This window comes from Burkholderia sp. APQ4-4ca (assembly GCF_057837105.1).
Window position 1 is genome coordinate 74,952 of record NZ_JBYQCG010000230.1, and the last position, 16,265, is coordinate 91,216.

Here is a 16,265-nt window from a genome sequence, read left to right on the forward strand (position 1 = left end):
GGCGGCAGCGGCTTTCCGGTCGAGCCTGCTTCGCGGCAGCGGACGCCATTGTAGCGCCCACCGCGAAAAGGCTTCCGGCTTACTTCTTGTCGTGCAGGCTTTCGAGGTAGCGCTGCGCGTCGAGCGCGGCCATGCAGCCCGTGCCCGCGCTGGTGATCGCCTGGCGGTACACGTTGTCCTGCACGTCGCCCGCGGCGAACACGCCCGGCACGCTCGTCGACGTCGCGTTGCCTTGCAGGCCGCTCTTCGTCAGGATGTAGCCGTCCTTCATCTCCAGCTGGCCCTGGAACAGGTCGGTGTTCGGCTTGTGGCCGATCGCGACGAACACGCCCTGCACGTGCAGGTCTTCCGTCGCGCCGGTCTTCACGTTCTTGATGCGCAGGCCCGTGACGCCCGATTCCTCGCCCGTCACTTCGTCGAGCACGTGATCCCACTTGATGTCGACGACGCCTTCCTTTTGCTTCTCCAGCAGGCGATCGATCAGGATCGGCTCCGCGCGGAACTTGTCGCGGCGGTGGATCACGGTGACCTTCTTCGCGATGCCGGTCAGGTAGAGCGCTTCCTCGACGGCCGTGTTGCCGCCGCCGATCACCGCGACTTCCTGGTTGCGATAGAAGAAGCCGTCGCAGGTCGCGCAGGCCGACACGCCCTTGCCCATGAACGCTTCCTCGGAGGCCAGGCCGAGATACTGCGCGGACGCGCCGGTCGCGATGATCAGCGAATCGCACGTGTATTCACCCGAATCGCCGATCAGGCGGATCGGTTGCTCGTGCAGCTTGGCGGTGTGGATGTGATCGAAGACGATTTCGGTGTTGAAGCGCTCCGCGTGCTCCTGGAAGCGCGCCATGAGCTCCGGACCCTGCACGCCTTTCGCGTCGGCCGGCCAGTTTTCGACGTCCGTCGTGGTCATCAGCTGGCCGCCCTGCGCGATGCCGGTGATCAGCACCGGGGACAGGTTGGCGCGGGCCGCGTAAACGGCAGCCGTATAGCCGGCGGGGCCGGAACCGAGAATCAGGACTTTGGCGTGTTTGGGCGTGGACATGTGCGAATCCGTAAAAGGCGGCTGCGGCGGGCGGGGTAGGGGCTCGCCGGACGGTCCGGGTTGACCGGGATGCCGTCATAGGTGGGTATCAGACGCGCATTATAAAGGCCCCGTTGCTGCGCTGCCGAACGAGAGTTTCAATCGTGGCGATAGCGTTTCGTGGCGTGCCCCCGCGTACCGCGGCGGTGAGCCGGGCGGCGGCCCGCGATGCGGTGGCGCGTTGTCGCGGGGGCGCGCATCCGGCCGGCTGCCGGCGGCGCCGGTTCGGCACCCCGTCCCCGTTATGTAACCGTCATTTACACTTGGCGGCCCGGTGCAGCGTTTACAATAAGCGCGATCGAACGACAGGCGGGCGCACGGCCCGTCCTCTTTATACGGATTCATGGCAAAAGCTCCTTATTCCGCCCAGGCACAGGCGTTGCCGCACCGGATGTCGAAGCTCCTCACGGAGATCCGCTGGATTCTCCAGGTCGCGCTCTGCGCGTTTCTGGTGATGGCCCTGCTGAGCTACAGCCGGCGCGATCCGAGCTGGACGCACGCCGCCCAGGTCGATCACATCTCGAACTGGGCCGGCCGCGTCGGCGCGTGGACGGCCGACATCATCCTGCTGCTGTTCGGCCTGTCGGCCTACTGGCTGATCGTGCCGCTCGGGCGGCGCATCGCCGTCAACTACCGCCGCATCACGCGCCACGACGCGATGCCGGACGAACCGGAGCGGCCGATCGGCTGGCTCACCGAAATCTTCGCGTTCGTGCTGGTCGTGCTCGCGTGCGACGGCATCGAGGCGCTGCGCATGTGGTCGCTGAAGGTGCAGTTGCCGCGCGCGCCGGGCGGCGTCGTCGGCGAGGCCGTCGCGGGCGCGATGTCGCATGCGTTCGGCTTCACGGGCGGCACGCTGCTGCTGCTGATCGCGCTCGCGATCGGCCTGTCGCTGTATTTCCGCTTCTCGTGGCTGTCGGTCGCCGAGCGCGTCGGCGGCGCGATCCTGTCCGCCGTCAACGTCGCGAAGCTGCGCCGCGAGGCCGAGCGCGACCGCAAGCTCGGCGAGGCCGCGGCGGTGCGCCGCGAAGGCAAGGTCGAAGAGGAGCGCGTGCGCATCGAGGATCACGAGCCGGTAACGATCGTGCCGCCGGTCATCACGCCGGCGAAGTCCGAGCGCGTCGAGCGCGAGCGCCAGGTGCCGCTGTTTACCGACCTGCCGGGCGATTCGACGCTGCCGCCGGTGTCGCTGCTCGACCCCGCGCCGAAGACGCAGGAAGCGATTTCCGCCGATACGCTCGAATTCACGTCGCGCCTGATCGAGAAGAAGCTGAAGGATTTCGGCGTCGAGGCGAGCGTCGTCGCCGCGTATCCGGGCCCGGTCGTCACGCGCTACGAGATCGAGCCGGCCACCGGCGTGAAGGGCAGCCAGATCGTCAACCTCGCGAAGGATCTCGCGCGTTCGCTGTCGCTCGTGTCGATCCGAGTCGTCGAGACGATTCCCGGCAAGAACTACATGGCGCTCGAGCTGCCGAACCAGCGCCGCCAGACGGTGCATCTGTCCGAGATCATCGGCTCCGAGGTGTATGCGGCCGCATCGTCGGCGCTGACGCTGAGCCTCGGCAAGGACATCGGCGGCAAGCCGGTGTGCGCGGATCTCGCGAAGATGCCCCACCTGCTGGTCGCCGGCACGACCGGTTCGGGCAAGTCGGTCGGGATCAACGCGATGATCCTGTCGCTGCTGTACAAGGCGACCGCCGAGCAGGTGCGCCTGATCCTGATCGATCCGAAGATGCTCGAAATGAGCGTCTACGAAGGCATTCCGCACCTGCTGTGCCCGGTCGTCACCGACATGCGCCAGGCCGGCCATGCGCTGAACTGGACGGTCGCGGAGATGGAGCGCCGCTACAAGCTGATGAGCAAGCTCGGCGTGCGCAACCTCGCGGGCTACAACAACAAGATCGACGAGGCGGCGAAGCGCGAGGAGAAGATCCCGAACCCGTTCAGCCTGACGCCGGACGATCCGGAGCCGCTCGGCCGCCTGCCGAACATCGTCGTCGTGATCGACGAGCTGGCCGACCTGATGATGGTCGTCGGCAAGAAGGTCGAGGAGCTGATCGCGCGGATCGCGCAGAAGGCGCGCGCGGCCGGCATCCACCTGATCCTCGCGACGCAGCGTCCGTCGGTCGACGTGATCACCGGCCTGATCAAGGCGAACGTGCCGACGCGGATCGCGTTCCAGGTGTCGTCGAAGATCGACTCGCGCACGATTCTCGACCAGATGGGCGCCGAATCGCTGCTCGGGATGGGCGACATGCTGTACCTGCCGCCCGGCTCGGGGCTGCCCGTGCGCGTGCACGGCGCGTTCGTCGCCGACGACGAAGTGCATCGCGTCGTCGAGAAGCTCAAGGAGCAGGGCGAGCCGAACTACGTCGAGGGCCTGCTCGAAGGCGGCACCGCCGACGGCGACGAGGGCTCGGCCGGCGCGGGAACCGGCGAAGGCGGCGGCGAGTCTGATCCGCTGTACGACCAGGCGGTCGAGATCGTCATCAAGAACCGCCGTGCGTCGATCTCGCTCGTGCAGCGTCATCTGCGAATCGGCTACAACCGCGCGGCGCGGCTGCTCGAGCAGATGGAGCAGTCGGGGCTCGTGTCGGCGATGTCGTCGAGCGGCAACCGCGAAATTCTTGTGCCGGCGCGCGACGCGGAATGAGTCCGCGGCGCCTGCAGCGCCGGCCACCCACGGAGAAAACCGCATCATGCAGCAACTTTCGTTCGCCCCTTCCCTTCGTTCGACGCGGCGCTGGCTCGGCGCGGCGCTCGCCGGCGCATCGCTGATGCTCGCGGCGACGCACGCGTTCGCGGGCGGCACCGAGCAACTGAAGGCCTTCGTGTCGCAGGTGCGTTCGGCGAAGGGCGATTTCACGCAGCAGATCGTCAAGGCGCCGGCGGCCAAAGGCGCGAGCGCCGTGCAGGCCGCGCCGAAGCCCACCGACAATTCGAGCGGCACGTTCATGTTCGCGCGGCCGGGCAAGTTCATCTGGACGTACCAGAAGCCGTACCAGCAGGTGCTGCAGGCCGACGGCGACAAGCTCTACGTGTACGACCGCGACCTGAACCAGGTCACCGAGCGCAAGCTGAACGGCGCGCTGGGCGCGAGCCCCGCGGCGATCCTGTTCGGCAGCAACGATCTCGACAAGAACTACACGCTGCGCGACGCCGGCGAGAAGGGCGGCATCGACTGGCTCGAGATGCTGCCGAAGGCGCAGGACACGCAGTTTCAGCGAATCGGCATCGGTTTCCGCAACGGCACGCTCGCCGCGATGGAGCTGCACGACGTGTTCGGCAACGTGACGCTGCTGACCTTCACGAACATCCAGACGAACCTGCCGCTGAAGGGCGATACGTTCAAGTTCGTCGTGCCGAAGGGCGCGGACGTGATCAACGGCTGACCGTCGCTGCACCGTTTTCCCGATACGGGCCTGCCGGCAACGGCAGGCCCGTGTTGTTTGGGGGCGCGTGCAACAGGCGCGTGCAACAGACGCGTGCAACAGACGCGTGCAACAGACGCGTGCAACAGACCCGGGCAACAGACCCGGGCACTGCCCGCCGGGCCGCGGCGGCGCCGTCGCGCGGCTGTCATAATGTCAGGTCCGGCGGCCGGTTCGGCCGCGACCGTTTGATGTGGAGCGAGGGTTCATGTCCGACCTGTTTCAAGTCGAGCCGCGCCGCCCGCTCGCCGAGGCGCTGCGGCCGAAAACGCTCGCCGAGGTGATCGGCCAGACGCATTTGCTGGGCGAAGGCAAGCCGCTGCGGCTCGCGTTCGAATCGGGCAAGCCGCATTCGATGATCCTGTGGGGGCCGCCCGGCGTCGGCAAGACGACGCTCGCGCGGCTCACCGCGGCCGCGTTCGACTGCGAGTTCATCGCGCTGTCCGCGGTGCTCGGCGGCGTGAAGGACATCCGCGAGTCGATGGAGCAGGCGAAGGACACGCTGAACCGTACCGGTCGCCACACGATCCTGTTCGTCGACGAAATCCACCGTTTCAACAAGGGGCAGCAGGATGCGCTGCTGCCGTTCGTCGAGTCGGGCCTCGTGACCTTCATCGGCGCGACGACCGAAAACCCGAGTTTCGAGGTTAATTCGGCGTTGCTGTCGCGGGCGCAGGTGTACGTGCTGAAGTCGCTGAACGACGACGAGATGCGCCAGTTGCTGAAGCGCGCGCAGGAAATCGCGCTCGACGGCCTCGCGTTCGACGACAAGGCGATCGATACGCTGGTCGGCTACGCGGACGGCGACGCGCGCCGCTTCCTGAACCTGCTCGAACAGGCGCAGACGGCGGCGACGTCGGCCGGCGTCGCGACGATCGATGCCGATTTCGTCAGCAATGCGATGACGCTGAACGCGCGGCGCTTCGACAAGGGCGGCGACAACTTCTACGACCAGATTTCGGCGCTGCACAAGTCGGTGCGCGGCTCGAGCCCGGACGGCGCGCTGTACTGGTTTTGCCGGATGATCGACGGCGGCGCGGATCCGAAGTATCTCGCGCGGCGCATCGTGCGGATGGCGTGGGAAGACATCGGCCTGGCCGACCCGCGCGCGTTGCAGGTGGCGAACGACGCGGCCGAAACCTACGAGCGGCTCGGCTCGCCGGAAGGCGAACTCGCGCTCGGGCAGGCCGTGATCTATCTCGCGTGCGCGGCGAAGAGCAACGCCGGCTACAACGCGTTCAACCAGGCGATGGCGTTCGTGAAGCAGGACAAGTCGCGCGAGGTGCCCGTGCACCTGCGTAACGCGCCGACCAGGCTGATGAAGGAGCTCGGCTACGGTCACGCTTATCGTTACGCGCACGACGAGCCGAACGCGTACGCCGCCGGCGAGACGTACCTGCCGGACGGGATGCGCGAGCCGCGCTGGTATCAGCCGGTGCCGCGCGGGCTCGAATCGAAGATCGCCGAGAAGCTCGCGTGGCTGCGCGAGCTCGATCGCGAGGCCGGCAAGAAGGACTGACGCCGCCGCGCGCGCGTCAGCGCTTGCGGCCCGGCTGCTGTTGCTTCCAGTATTCGAACGGCTCTTCGTGGCATTCGATGTCGAGTTCGGCGACCCGTGCATGCAGGCGTTCCTGCGCGTCGGCGATCGCGAGGTTGTAGATCGCCGGCGCGACTTCCTGAATGAAGAAATGCAGCAGGGCGCCGGCCTGGATGTTGCCGATCGGCTCGTCCATGTTTTCTGTGAAATAACGTTGCAGCGACGCGATCGCGCGATCGCGTACATCCTTGTCGAGTTCGATGGTCATCGGATTCCTTGGGAGCTGTGACGCGGAGCCGGCGCGCCGCTCGATTCGATTGCCGCGAGCCGGCGCGGGCGTGTTGCGATCCGTCATGGCCAGGCGCGGCAATTCGCCGGGCGCCGATGCGGCGGACCGCCAATGCGATACTGCCATGGTCGCCGCATTTGCGGCATTGTCCATCCGGCCGACGCCGTGGCGGCCGCGCGGTGCGTTAGAATTCCCGTCTTACACAACGATTTTCCAAGTCCTCCCATGCTCGACATCCAGTTGCTGCGCAAAGACCTCGACGGCGTCGCCAAGCGCCTCGCCGATCGCGGCTACACCCTCGACGTCGCCGCGTTCTCCGCACTCGAAGCGGAACGCCGCGCGATCCAGACCCACACCGAAGAGCTCCAGGCGCGCCGCAACAGCCTGTCGAAGCAGATCGGCGCGATGAAGGGCAAGGGCGAGGACACGTCGGCCGTGATGGCCGAGGTCGGCGGGATCGGCGATGAAATGAAGGCGTCGGAAGCCAGGCTCGGCGAGATCCAGGCGCGTCTGTCCGACCTGATGCTGGGCATGCCGAACGTCGCGCACGAAAGCGTGCCGGTCGGCAAGGACGAAGCCGACAACGTCGAGGCGCGCCGCTGGGGCACGCCGCGCCAGTTCGACTTCGCGGTGAAGGATCACGTCGACGTCGGCACGCCGCTCGGCCTCGATTTCGAGACGGGCGCGAAGCTCGCCGGTGCACGCTTCACGATGCTGCGCGGCCCGATCGCGCGCCTGCACCGTGCGCTCGCGCAGTTCATGATCGACACGCACACGCAGCAGCACGGCTATACCGAAACGTATACGCCGTACATCGTGAACCCGGAGATCCTGTACGGCACGGGCCAGTTGCCGAAGTTCGCGGACGACATGTTCCGCGTCGAGAAGGGCGGCGCGGAAAACACGGTCACGCAATACCTGATCTCCACGTCCGAGATTTCGCTGACGAACACCGTGCGCGAGTCGATCGTCGACGCGTCCGCGCTGCCGATCAAGCTCACCGCGCATTCGCCGTGCTTCCGCTCGGAAGCCGGTTCGTACGGCCGCGACACGCGCGGGATGATCCGTCAGCACCAGTTCGACAAGGTCGAGATGGTGCAGATCGTCGCGCCGGAAACGTCGTACGCGGCGCTCGACGAGATGGTCGGCCACGCGGAAGCGATCCTGCAGAAGCTCGGCCTGCCGTACCGCGTGATCACGCTGTGCACGGGAGACATGGGCTTCTCGGCCGCGAAGACGTTCGACCTCGAGGTGTGGCTGCCCGCGCAGAACACCTATCGCGAAATCTCGAGCTGCTCGAACACCGAGGCGTTCCAGGCGCGCCGGATGCAGGCGCGGTTCCGCAACGCGCAGGGCAAGCCGGAGCTCGTGCATACGTTGAACGGTTCGGGTCTGGCGGTCGGTCGCACGCTCGTCGCAGTGCTGGAGAACTACCAGAACGCGGACGGCTCGGTCACGGTGCCGGAAGTGCTGCGTCCGTACATGGGCGGCATGGAGCGGATCGACGCGCCGGCACAGGCGTCGTAACGCGGGTCTTTCGAAGCCCTCGCAAAAAATTTGCAGAAAGGGCTTGTCAGCCGCGAAGCACTCGTCTTATAATCTTTTTCTCGCGGAAACGACCAGCCGCGAAGGCAGTAAGGAAGGAGAGGTGGCAGAGTGGTCGAATGTACCTGACTCGAAATCAGGCGTACGGTTTCCCCGTACCGTGGGTTCGAATCCCACCCTCTCCGCCAAAATACGAAGCCCCTTGATCCGAAAGGATCAAGGGGTTTTTCGTTTTGGGCCGTCCGTGCGGCGTGTCGATTGCGGATGCGGTGGCGACAGGCCAACGGTGGGGTGGGCATCGGATCGTGCCGGGACGATAGCGGCGCGATCGTCCCGCACCGACTGTCGGAAGTCCTGACGGTTTTACATTGCTGGCTGCCGTCGTCACCGGGCCATGTTCGCGTTGCCGGAAATGGCGTGACGGCGTCGCTGCCGAACCGTGCGCATGCAAGCCGGATGCCGGCGCGCCGACCGCATCGAGCAGCGCTCGCCGGCATCCACACAGTCCTGTCCTCCCATCACGCCGCCGCCGGATACTGCGCCAGCACCTTGTCCCGAATCGACGGCTTGATATTCGATTGCGCCATGTCGCCGCGATAGTGCGCGACGACCCGCGGGTTCATCACGCGATACCAGAGCGGCGGCACGTACGCGAACAGGATCATCGTCGCGTAACCGGCCGGCAATTGCGGCGCATCGTCGAAGTGGCGCAGCGCCTGGTACGAGCGCGTCGGATTCGCGTGATGGTCGGCGTGTCGCTGCAACTGGTACAGGAACAGGTTCGTGACGACGTGATTGCTGTTCCACGAATGCTGCGGCGTGCAGCGTTCGTAGCGCCCGTTCGGCAGCTTGCGGCGGCCGAGCCCGTAGTGCTCGACATAGTTCACCACTTCGAGCAGCGACGCGCCGTAGACGGCCTGGATCACGAGGAACGGGATCACGACCTTGCCGGCCATCGCGATCGCGATGGCCCACACGACGGCGGTCATCGCCCATGCGTGCAGCACTTCGTTGCGCCAGCTCCACGGCGAATGCCCGAGCCGTTCGAGGCGAGCCTTCTCGAGCCGCCACGCGGAACGGATGCTGCCGGTCACCGTGCGCGGCAGGAACGCCCAGAACGACTCGCCGTAGCGCGCGCTCGCCGGATCCTCGGCCGTCGCGACGCGCACGTGATGGCCCCGATTGTGTTCGACGTAGAAGTGGCCGTACGCGACCGGCGCGAGCGTGATCTTCGCGAGCCAGCGTTCGAAGCGGTCGGTCTTGTGTCCGAGTTCGTGCGCGGTATTGATCGAGATGCCCGTCGAGGCGCCGAGCGACAGCGCGAAGCCGACGTAGTCGTACCACGCGAGCGCGTGCGTGCCGACGATCCACACGCCCATGAAGAACGCGACGTATTCGACGAAAGTCGCGAGATAGACGATGTACCGGTAATAGCGCTCCCGTTCGAGCCGCGGCACGACGGCTTCGGGCGGATTGTCGCGATCGTCGCCGATCAGCGTGTCGAGAATCGGGATCACCCCGAACGCGAACAGCGGGCCGAACCACCAGAACACGTGAAGGCCCGTCGACAGCGCGAGCTGCGCGGCGAGGATCGGCAGCGTGATCGTCAGCGCGCCGAGCAGCCACAGGTAACGCTTGCCATCCGACCAGCCCGAGGCCGATCCGTCGGTCATTGCCATTGTCTCCCTCCAGTCGGCCGGCCCGCGGGCGGCCGCATGCATGATTGTTCGAATCCTCGTGGTCCGCGATGCGCGCGGCGGCGCCGGATCGGTGTCCGGTTCTGCCTGTTATACGACCGGCGCGCGCGCTTGCCAAATACCGCCGCTAGGCGCGATGCTCCAAACGACGCGCTGCCCGAGACGCAGGGCGAGGAGGGGCCGACACGCGCCGATTGAAACGGGCCGACGACGGCGGATGGGCTCGCGACGGCGACGCGTTTGTCAGATGAATGGCGCGGCCTGCAGTGCGGGCGAGCGCGTGTGAGCGGGCTGCAACGAATGCTGCGTCGCAATAATGAGGCCGCCGAAGTAAGGGCGCCGAGCGCTTTTCGTTCGCTTATATTACGTAGCGTTACGGCCGCGGCGACGCGTTGCAACGCGGCTCGAAACCGGCCGGCCACGCATTGCAAGGAGAACGACGCGAAGCGCCGGATCATGAGAGTACGGTCACCGTCCAACACCCGGCGTCGACGTACCGATGCTGCACCTGCACATCGGGCCGCGCACGTCGTCGTGGATGACATCCGCTGTCTTTCGATTCGCGCCGCCGTTTGAAAATTACGATTTGACTCATGCCCCGCTTTCGGTTGAAGCTACCAGCTTGCTGTCCGAAGGGGGCTGTGCCTGCATGAGTTCGACCTTGACCGTTCGTCGTATCGCTGCCGATCAGGGCGGGGTATATCGCGAACTCCGCGCCGCATCGCTGCGTGAGCCCTATGCGCCCGGCGAAGCGCCGGAGGCCGAATTGCTGACCGTCGAAACGGACGCGGCGTCGGCGATCGCCGCGCAGCGCGCCGTGTCCGACGAGTCGACGACTTTCCTGCTGTACACCGAAGGCCACCCGGCCGGCATGATCGGCGCGTATTTCGACAACACGCCCGATCGGCGCGCGTTCGTCAGCGAACTGTGGGTCGCGCATGCGGTGCGTCATCTGCGCGGTGGCGTGCTGCTGCTGGAGACGGCCACCGCATGGCTTGCCGAGCGCGGCGCCACCGATGTCTACGCATGGATCGCCGATGCGAACCGCAACGCGATCCGCTTCTACGAGCGTGCCGGTTTCGGCAACACCGGCGAACATGCGCCGATCGCGCGGATGCCCGGCGCGATGAAATCGCTGTTCGTGTCGCAGGTGAAGCACTGACGCGACCTCGACATGGCCAGCCGCGCGGCGCGACGAAAGCCCGAGCGCCCGCTGGCCGCCCGCCTGCCGGTAGTGCGTCCGTCCAGGCCGTCGCCATCCCGAGTCCCAAAAATAATGGCCGCCCGCGTGGACGCCTGTAAAATACGCAAAAAATTTTTGCAGAGTGTCCATGTCGCTTAAAAAATCGCCATTCTTCGAGCTGCGCAGCGGATCGGTCGATACGTTGCTGTTCACCGTGAAGACGACCGATCTCGACGCGTTGCGTACCGAACTGGTCAAGCGCTTCGAAGCGACTCCCGAGTTTTTCGCCGACGATGTCGTCGCGATCGACGTCCGCCGCCTGGCTGACGGCGAGCGCGTCGCGCTCGCGGACATCCGCCAGATGCTGAACGACGTGCGGATGCGTCCGGTGGGCGTCGTCGCACTGGCAACGCAGGGCTGGGCGGGGGAAGCCGGCCTGCCGTTGCTGGAGGCGCGCGATCGCCGCGCGCCGGCCGCGAAACCGGCCGACGAAGCGGAACCGGCGGCCGTGCCAGCCGTCGAGCCCGCCGCCGCGGCAGCCGCAGCGGCGCCCGAACAGCCGTCGGAGCCTGCGCCGACACTCGTGCAGGCCGGCGGCCAGACGCTGGTGATCGACCGGCCGTTGCGTTCGGGGCAGCAGATTTACGCGAAAGGAGACCTCGTGGTGCTCGCGCCGGTCAGTCACGGCGCGGAAATCATCGCGGAAGGCAATATCCACATCTACGCGCCGTTGCGCGGCCGCGCACTCGCGGGCGTGCACGGCAATCACGACGCGCGCATTTTCTGCACGTGTCTCGAACCGGAACTGATTTCGATCGCGGGTATCTATCGAACGACCGAGAACCCGCTGCCCGCCGACGTACTGGGCAAATCGGTCCAGATCCGGCTCGAAGAGGAAAAACTGATGATCGAACCGCTGCGCCTGACGTGATTCACGCGGCGCGCTCCGGGTCGATCGGCTCTCATTGACGAACACAGGGTATTGGGTAAATGGCAAAAATCATCGTGGTGACCTCGGGCAAGGGCGGCGTGGGCAAGACGACGACGAGCGCGAGCTTCGCGTCGGGTCTCGCGCTGCGCGGCCACAAGACGGCCGTGATCGACTTCGACGTCGGCCTGCGCAACCTCGATCTCATCATGGGCTGCGAGCGTCGCGTCGTGTATGACCTGGTGAACGTGATCCAGGGCGAAGCGAACCTGAACCAGGCGCTGATCAAGGACAAGAAGTGCGAGAACCTGTTCATCCTGCCGGCGTCGCAGACGCGCGACAAGGATGCGCTGACGCGCGACGGCGTCGAGAAGGTGCTGAACGACCTCGTCGCGATGGACTTCGAATACATCGTCTGCGATTCGCCGGCCGGTATCGAGGCCGGCGCGCTGCACGCGATGTACTTCGCGGATGAAGCGCTGATCGTCACGAACCCGGAAGTGTCGTCGGTGCGCGACTCGGACCGCATTCTCGGCATCCTGTCGTCGAAGACGAAGCGCGCGACCGAAGGCAAGGAGCCGATCAAGGAACACCTGCTGATCACGCGTTACAGCCCGAAGCGCGTGAGCGAAGGCGAGATGCTGTCGCTCGAGGACATCAGCGAGATCCTGCGCATCAAGCTGATCGGCGTGGTGCCCGAATCGGAAGCCGTGCTGCATGCGTCGAACCAGGGTCTGCCGGCCGTGCATATCGACGGCACGGACGTCGCGGAAGCGTACAAGGACGTCGTCGCCCGCTTCCTCGGCGAGGACAAGCCGCTGCGCTTCACCGATTACCAGAAGCCGGGCCTGCTGCAGCGCCTCTTCGGCAGCAAGTAACGGAGGCCGCCCATGTCCATCCTTTCGTTTCTCCTCGGCGAGAAGAAGAAGTCCGCGTCGGTCGCGAAGGAGCGCCTGCAGCTCATCATCGCGCACGAGCGGGTCGGCGGCCGGCCGCCGGCCGATTACCTGCCGGCGCTGCAGAAAGAGCTCGTCGCGGTCATCTCGAAGTACGTCCATATTTCGGACGATGACATCCGCGTGAGCCTCGAGCGTCAGGACGACCTCGAAGTCCTCGAAGTGAAGATCGAGATTCCGCAAGCCTGACGCTTGCCGTGTGTCCCTCCGCACGGCGGCGCCCGCCGCCGTGCGCGTCTTACGCCCTGTTGCACTTTCGGGCATGCCGTAACACGACGCCTGTCGGCCGTCATCGACCCTCCCGCATTGAACGAATACGCTCACGTGACTTGTTCAATCAGGAGGTTGTGATGGCTGTCTCTATCGTTTCCCGCCGTATCGTTTCGCTCGCGCTGTTCGCCGCGGGCCTGTCAGCCGTCGTCGCACCGTTCGCCGCGCACGCGGACGAGATTCTCGTCGGCACGCCCGTGATCGCGCCGCAGGGGCGCATGGTCATCGCGGAGCCGGCCGCCGTGCGCACCGAGGAAATCGTCGTCGTCGCGCCGAATGCGCCGCCGCCCGTGCGCTACGAGGTCGTACCGGCCGCGCGCGTGGGCTACGTGTGGGACCGCGGGCACTGGCACTGGGACCATGGGCGCTACGTGTGGATCGGCGGCCACTGGGAGGCCGAGCGCGTCGGCATGCACTGGGTGCCCGGGCATTGGGACCAGCGCGGTCCGAACTGGTTCTGGACGCGCGGCCACTGGGCCTGAGGGAGGTGCGCGATGAAAAGAACCGCAATCGCCATCGCGCTCGTCGCGATCACGCTGGCCGGGTGCATCGTCGTGCCGGCGCGGCCGGTCTACTACCGGCCGGCGCCCGTCGTGATCTACTGAGCGTCGCGCGGGCCGTGCCGTTGCGCCGGGTCGTTTGCGTCGGGCGCAGCCGGCCCGGCATCGTGCGCCGCCGCCGTATGCGCTGCGCCGCTGGTCGGCGCAGCGGCGGTCGGCTCGTCGTCGCCTTCGTCGCGCAGCGTGTCGAGCGGATCGGCGGGGGCCGCGGTCGCGTCCCGGGGTTCGGTCACGTCGGTCATGTCGCCCGCCGCGGCCGCTGCGGTTGCCGCGGCCGGCGCGGCGGCCGCGACGGGCGGCGCCAGATAACGCTGCGCGAGCGTTTCGTAGAGCGGCGGCGCGAAAAAGCGCGATACCCGGCTCGATACCAGCGCGGTCGCCATCAGCGAAATCACGAGCGCATGACCGTTGATCATTTCCATCACGATCACGAACGACGTGATCGGCGCCTGCGTGACGGCGGCCAGATAGCCGACCATCGCGAGCGCGATCAGCATCGGCAGGCTCATGTTGCTGAATACGGCATGCAGTACGTTGCCGAAGCCGGCGCCGATCGACAGAGACGGCGCGAAGATCCCGCCCGGGATGCCCGGCAGGTACGACGCGACCATCGACACCATCTTCAGGAACGGATAGAAGACCGACAGCTGCTGACTGCCGTCGAGCAGGCCGCGCGCCTCCGCATAACCGCTGCCGAACGTCGTGCCGCCGGACACGAGCCCGACGACGGCGATCGTGAAGCCGCACAGCGCGGCGAACGCGACCGGCCGCTCGCGATACAGGCCCAGCAGTTGCGCGGGCAGCCAGCGCCCCGTGTTCAGCAGCAACCAGCAGAACAGACCGCCCGCGATGCCCGTCACGATCGCGGTGACCAGCACCGCGACCGCCAGCAGCTTCGGGAAATGGAGCCCGGCGTTGATCGTGCCGAAATACGTGTAGTTGCCGTTCAGCCCGAGCGCGACGACGCCGGCGAGGATGATCGCGGTGATCAGCACGCCGCTGGCGCGCGCGGAGAAGCTGCGGGTCAGTTCCTCGATCGCGAACACGATGCCCGCGAGCGGCGTATTGAACGCGGCCGACAACCCGGCCGCCGCGCCGGCCAGCACGAGCTGGCGTTCGATCTGCGCGTTCGAGCGCGGGTAGAAGCGCCGCAGGTTGAACATCAGCGCCGCACCGACCTGCACGGTCGGCCCTTCGCGGCCGATCGTGAAGCCGCCGAGAATGCCGAGGAACGAGATCAGCACCTTGCCGAACAGGAGGCGCAGCGTCAGCAGCCGGGCGCCGAATGCGCTCGGGCTGGCATGCAGCGTCGCGATCACCTGCGGGATACCGCTGCCCTCGGCGCCGCGGAAAAAGCGCCGCGTGGTCCACGCCGACAACGCGGCGATCGCCGGCGTCAGCAGCAGCGGCAGCCAGACGGCGTGATCGCGCATCGCGCGGAAAGTCTCGTAACCCCAGTCGATCAAGCGCGCGTACAGGACGGCCGCGAGGCCGACGACGATCGCGCCGAGCCAGAAAACACCATACTGGCGCCAGATCCGGAGCGAGCGGCGGGTGAGGGCGGGAAACAGCGCGGGGAGAGTGGGGCGCGGCATGGGTTCGGCCGGAGGGCAAAGAGAGGATTATAAAAAGGAACCGATGCCAGCGGGACGACAACGCTCCGAGACGGACGACAAAAATTCACAAAAGCGAAGCAATTTGTTGCAAATGTAATGTTCGCGTAATGTCTGTACATGGCAACCCTCGTTAGCATGCCCAAATGGCCAGTCAAGAACCCCCGCTTATCGTGAAACGTATCCTTATCGTGAAAGTGACGTCGCTCGGCGATGTCGTCCAGACGCTGCCTGTCGTCGCCGACCTGCATCGCGCGTTCCCCGGCGTGACGGTCGACTGGGCCGTCGACGAATCGTGCGCGGAGGTCGTACGCTGGCATCCGGGCGTGAGCGCCGTCCTGTGCGCGCCGCTGCGCCGCTTCAAGAAACTGCGCAATGCCGGCGACCTGAAGGCGATCTCGGCGTCGATCGGTGCGTTGCGTGCGCATCGCTACGACGCGGTCATCGATCTGCACGGCGTGTACAAGAGCGCGATCATCTCGTCGCTGGCGCGCGCCGCGCGCCGGGTCGGCTACCAGACGCAGGATCTCGGCGAAACGGGCGCGCGTTTCGCGTATTCGCACCGTTTCGGCCCGCGTCCGGACTGTGACGCATGGCACGGGATGCGCGTGAGTGCTGGCGAGGCGCTCGGCTACGTGCCGGAAGGGCCGGCCAGGCACGGCATCGTCGCGCCGCAGGATGCGAGTCTGCCGGCCGCGGTGACCGACGGCGGGCCGTTCATGCTGCTGTTCCATGCGACGTCCAATCCGGACAAGAAGTGGCCGGCCGACCACTGGGCCGCGCTGGCCACGGAGATGATGGCGCGCGGCGTGCGCGTGCTGGTGCCGTGGGGATCGGCGGCCGAGCACGACGATGCACGCGATATCGCCGCGCGGGCGCCGGGCGCGATCGTGTTACCGGCGATGACGGTACGGGAGCTCGGCGCGGCGCTGGGCCGGGCCGCGCTGGTGGTGGGCGTCGATACGGGGTTCGTGCACATGGCGCACGCACTGCAGCGGCCGACCGTGATGATTTTCGTCGCGACGTCGCGCCACCATTGCGGCATCGGCGGCACGCCGAATGCGCTGTCGATCGGCGAGCCGGGCGCGATGCCGACCGTCGACGAGGCGCTGGACGCGATCGATACGGTCTGCCCGGCCTATGGCGCGTTGCGCGCGCGGCTGTCCGCCTGACTC

General features: G+C 66.7%; 14 protein-coding genes and 1 tRNA gene. 11 read left to right on the plus strand and 4 right to left on the minus strand.

The annotated features are described in order from the left end of the window. Positions 1 to 79: 79 nt before the first annotated feature. Positions 80 to 1,042: a thioredoxin-disulfide reductase gene (trxB, locus tag AC3IFE_RS27170; RefSeq protein ID WP_089466879.1), complete on the minus strand. Its 963-nt coding sequence runs from the start codon at positions 1,040 to 1,042 to the stop codon at positions 80 to 82. Positions 1,043 to 1,424: 382 nt separating this feature from the next. Here trxB and AC3IFE_RS27175 point away from each other — a divergent pair, with 382 nt between their 5' ends. The 3 genes from AC3IFE_RS27175 to AC3IFE_RS27185 all read left to right on the plus strand — a co-directional run bounded on the left by AC3IFE_RS27175 (position 1,425) and on the right by AC3IFE_RS27185 (position 6,031). Then, on the plus strand, positions 1,425 to 3,734 hold the full coding sequence (locus AC3IFE_RS27175) for a DNA translocase FtsK (RefSeq protein ID WP_489193179.1): 2,310 nt from the start codon (positions 1,425 to 1,427) through the stop codon (positions 3,732 to 3,734). A gap of 46 nt (positions 3,735 to 3,780) precedes the next feature. Next, positions 3,781 to 4,473, plus strand: coding sequence for an outer membrane lipoprotein chaperone LolA (lolA, locus tag AC3IFE_RS27180; protein ID WP_089466881.1), 693 nt, complete (start codon positions 3,781 to 3,783; stop codon positions 4,471 to 4,473). 247 nt (positions 4,474 to 4,720) lie between these two features. Next, a complete protein-coding gene (locus AC3IFE_RS27185; protein WP_089466882.1) occupies positions 4,721 to 6,031 on the plus strand; it encodes a replication-associated recombination protein A in 1,311 nt (436 codons plus the stop codon). A 16-nt stretch (positions 6,032 to 6,047) separates the two neighbouring features. Here the strand turns inward: AC3IFE_RS27185 and AC3IFE_RS27190 are convergent, their stop codons facing one another. Next, positions 6,048 to 6,317: a DUF2164 domain-containing protein gene (locus AC3IFE_RS27190; protein ID WP_089467906.1), complete on the minus strand. Its 270-nt coding sequence runs from the start codon at positions 6,315 to 6,317 to the stop codon at positions 6,048 to 6,050. Between the two features lie 246 nt (positions 6,318 to 6,563). On the opposite strand from AC3IFE_RS27190, the gene serS reads away from it, so the two are divergent. Both serS and AC3IFE_RS27200 read left to right on the plus strand, forming a co-directional pair. Further along, the gene (serS, locus tag AC3IFE_RS27195) at positions 6,564 to 7,865 is read left to right on the plus strand and encodes a serine--tRNA ligase (protein ID WP_489193182.1); all 1,302 of its coding nucleotides are present in this window, start codon (positions 6,564 to 6,566) and stop codon (positions 7,863 to 7,865) included. A 115-nt stretch (positions 7,866 to 7,980) separates the two neighbouring features. Further along, positions 7,981 to 8,071 (plus strand) — tRNA-Ser (locus AC3IFE_RS27200). A 330-nt stretch (positions 8,072 to 8,401) separates the two neighbouring features. Here the strand turns inward: AC3IFE_RS27200 and AC3IFE_RS27205 are convergent. Beyond that, the gene (locus AC3IFE_RS27205) at positions 8,402 to 9,562 is read right to left on the minus strand and encodes an alkane 1-monooxygenase (protein ID WP_489193184.1); all 1,161 of its coding nucleotides are present in this window, start codon (positions 9,560 to 9,562) and stop codon (positions 8,402 to 8,404) included. 556 nt (positions 9,563 to 10,118) lie between these two features. Between AC3IFE_RS27205 and AC3IFE_RS27210 the strand changes: the two genes are divergently transcribed. The 5 genes from AC3IFE_RS27210 to AC3IFE_RS27230 all read left to right on the plus strand — a co-directional run bounded on the left by AC3IFE_RS27210 (position 10,119) and on the right by AC3IFE_RS27230 (position 13,399). Continuing rightward, entirely contained in the window at positions 10,119 to 10,742 is a 624-nt protein-coding gene (locus tag AC3IFE_RS27210; protein ID WP_256979659.1) for a GNAT family N-acetyltransferase, read from the plus strand. A gap of 169 nt (positions 10,743 to 10,911) precedes the next feature. Then, on the plus strand, positions 10,912 to 11,694 hold the full coding sequence (gene minC, locus AC3IFE_RS27215) for a septum site-determining protein MinC (RefSeq protein WP_301739486.1): 783 nt from the start codon (positions 10,912 to 10,914) through the stop codon (positions 11,692 to 11,694). A 59-nt stretch (positions 11,695 to 11,753) separates the two neighbouring features. After that, positions 11,754 to 12,569: a septum site-determining protein MinD gene (gene minD, locus AC3IFE_RS27220; protein WP_006476635.1), complete on the plus strand. Its 816-nt coding sequence runs from the start codon at positions 11,754 to 11,756 to the stop codon at positions 12,567 to 12,569. A gap of 12 nt (positions 12,570 to 12,581) precedes the next feature. Next, complete coding sequence (gene minE, locus AC3IFE_RS27225; protein WP_006476634.1) at positions 12,582 to 12,836, plus strand: cell division topological specificity factor MinE; 255 nt, start codon at positions 12,582 to 12,584, stop codon at positions 12,834 to 12,836. Between the two features lie 161 nt (positions 12,837 to 12,997). Then, a complete protein-coding gene (locus tag AC3IFE_RS27230) occupies positions 12,998 to 13,399 on the plus strand; it encodes a YXWGXW repeat-containing protein (RefSeq protein WP_489193188.1) in 402 nt (133 codons plus the stop codon). Between the two features lie 116 nt (positions 13,400 to 13,515). Here AC3IFE_RS27230 and AC3IFE_RS27235 read toward each other — a convergent pair whose 3' ends face one another. After that, positions 13,516 to 15,072 carry a chloride channel protein gene (locus tag AC3IFE_RS27235; RefSeq protein WP_489193190.1) on the minus strand — a complete coding sequence of 519 codons (1,557 nt, stop codon included), beginning with the start codon at positions 15,070 to 15,072 and terminating at the stop codon, positions 13,516 to 13,518. 191 nt (positions 15,073 to 15,263) lie between these two features. Between AC3IFE_RS27235 and waaC the strand changes: the two genes are divergently transcribed. Next, the gene (gene waaC / locus AC3IFE_RS27240; RefSeq protein WP_089466887.1) at positions 15,264 to 16,262 is read left to right on the plus strand and encodes a lipopolysaccharide heptosyltransferase I; all 999 of its coding nucleotides are present in this window, start codon (positions 15,264 to 15,266) and stop codon (positions 16,260 to 16,262) included. Positions 16,263 to 16,265 lie beyond the last annotated feature (3 nt).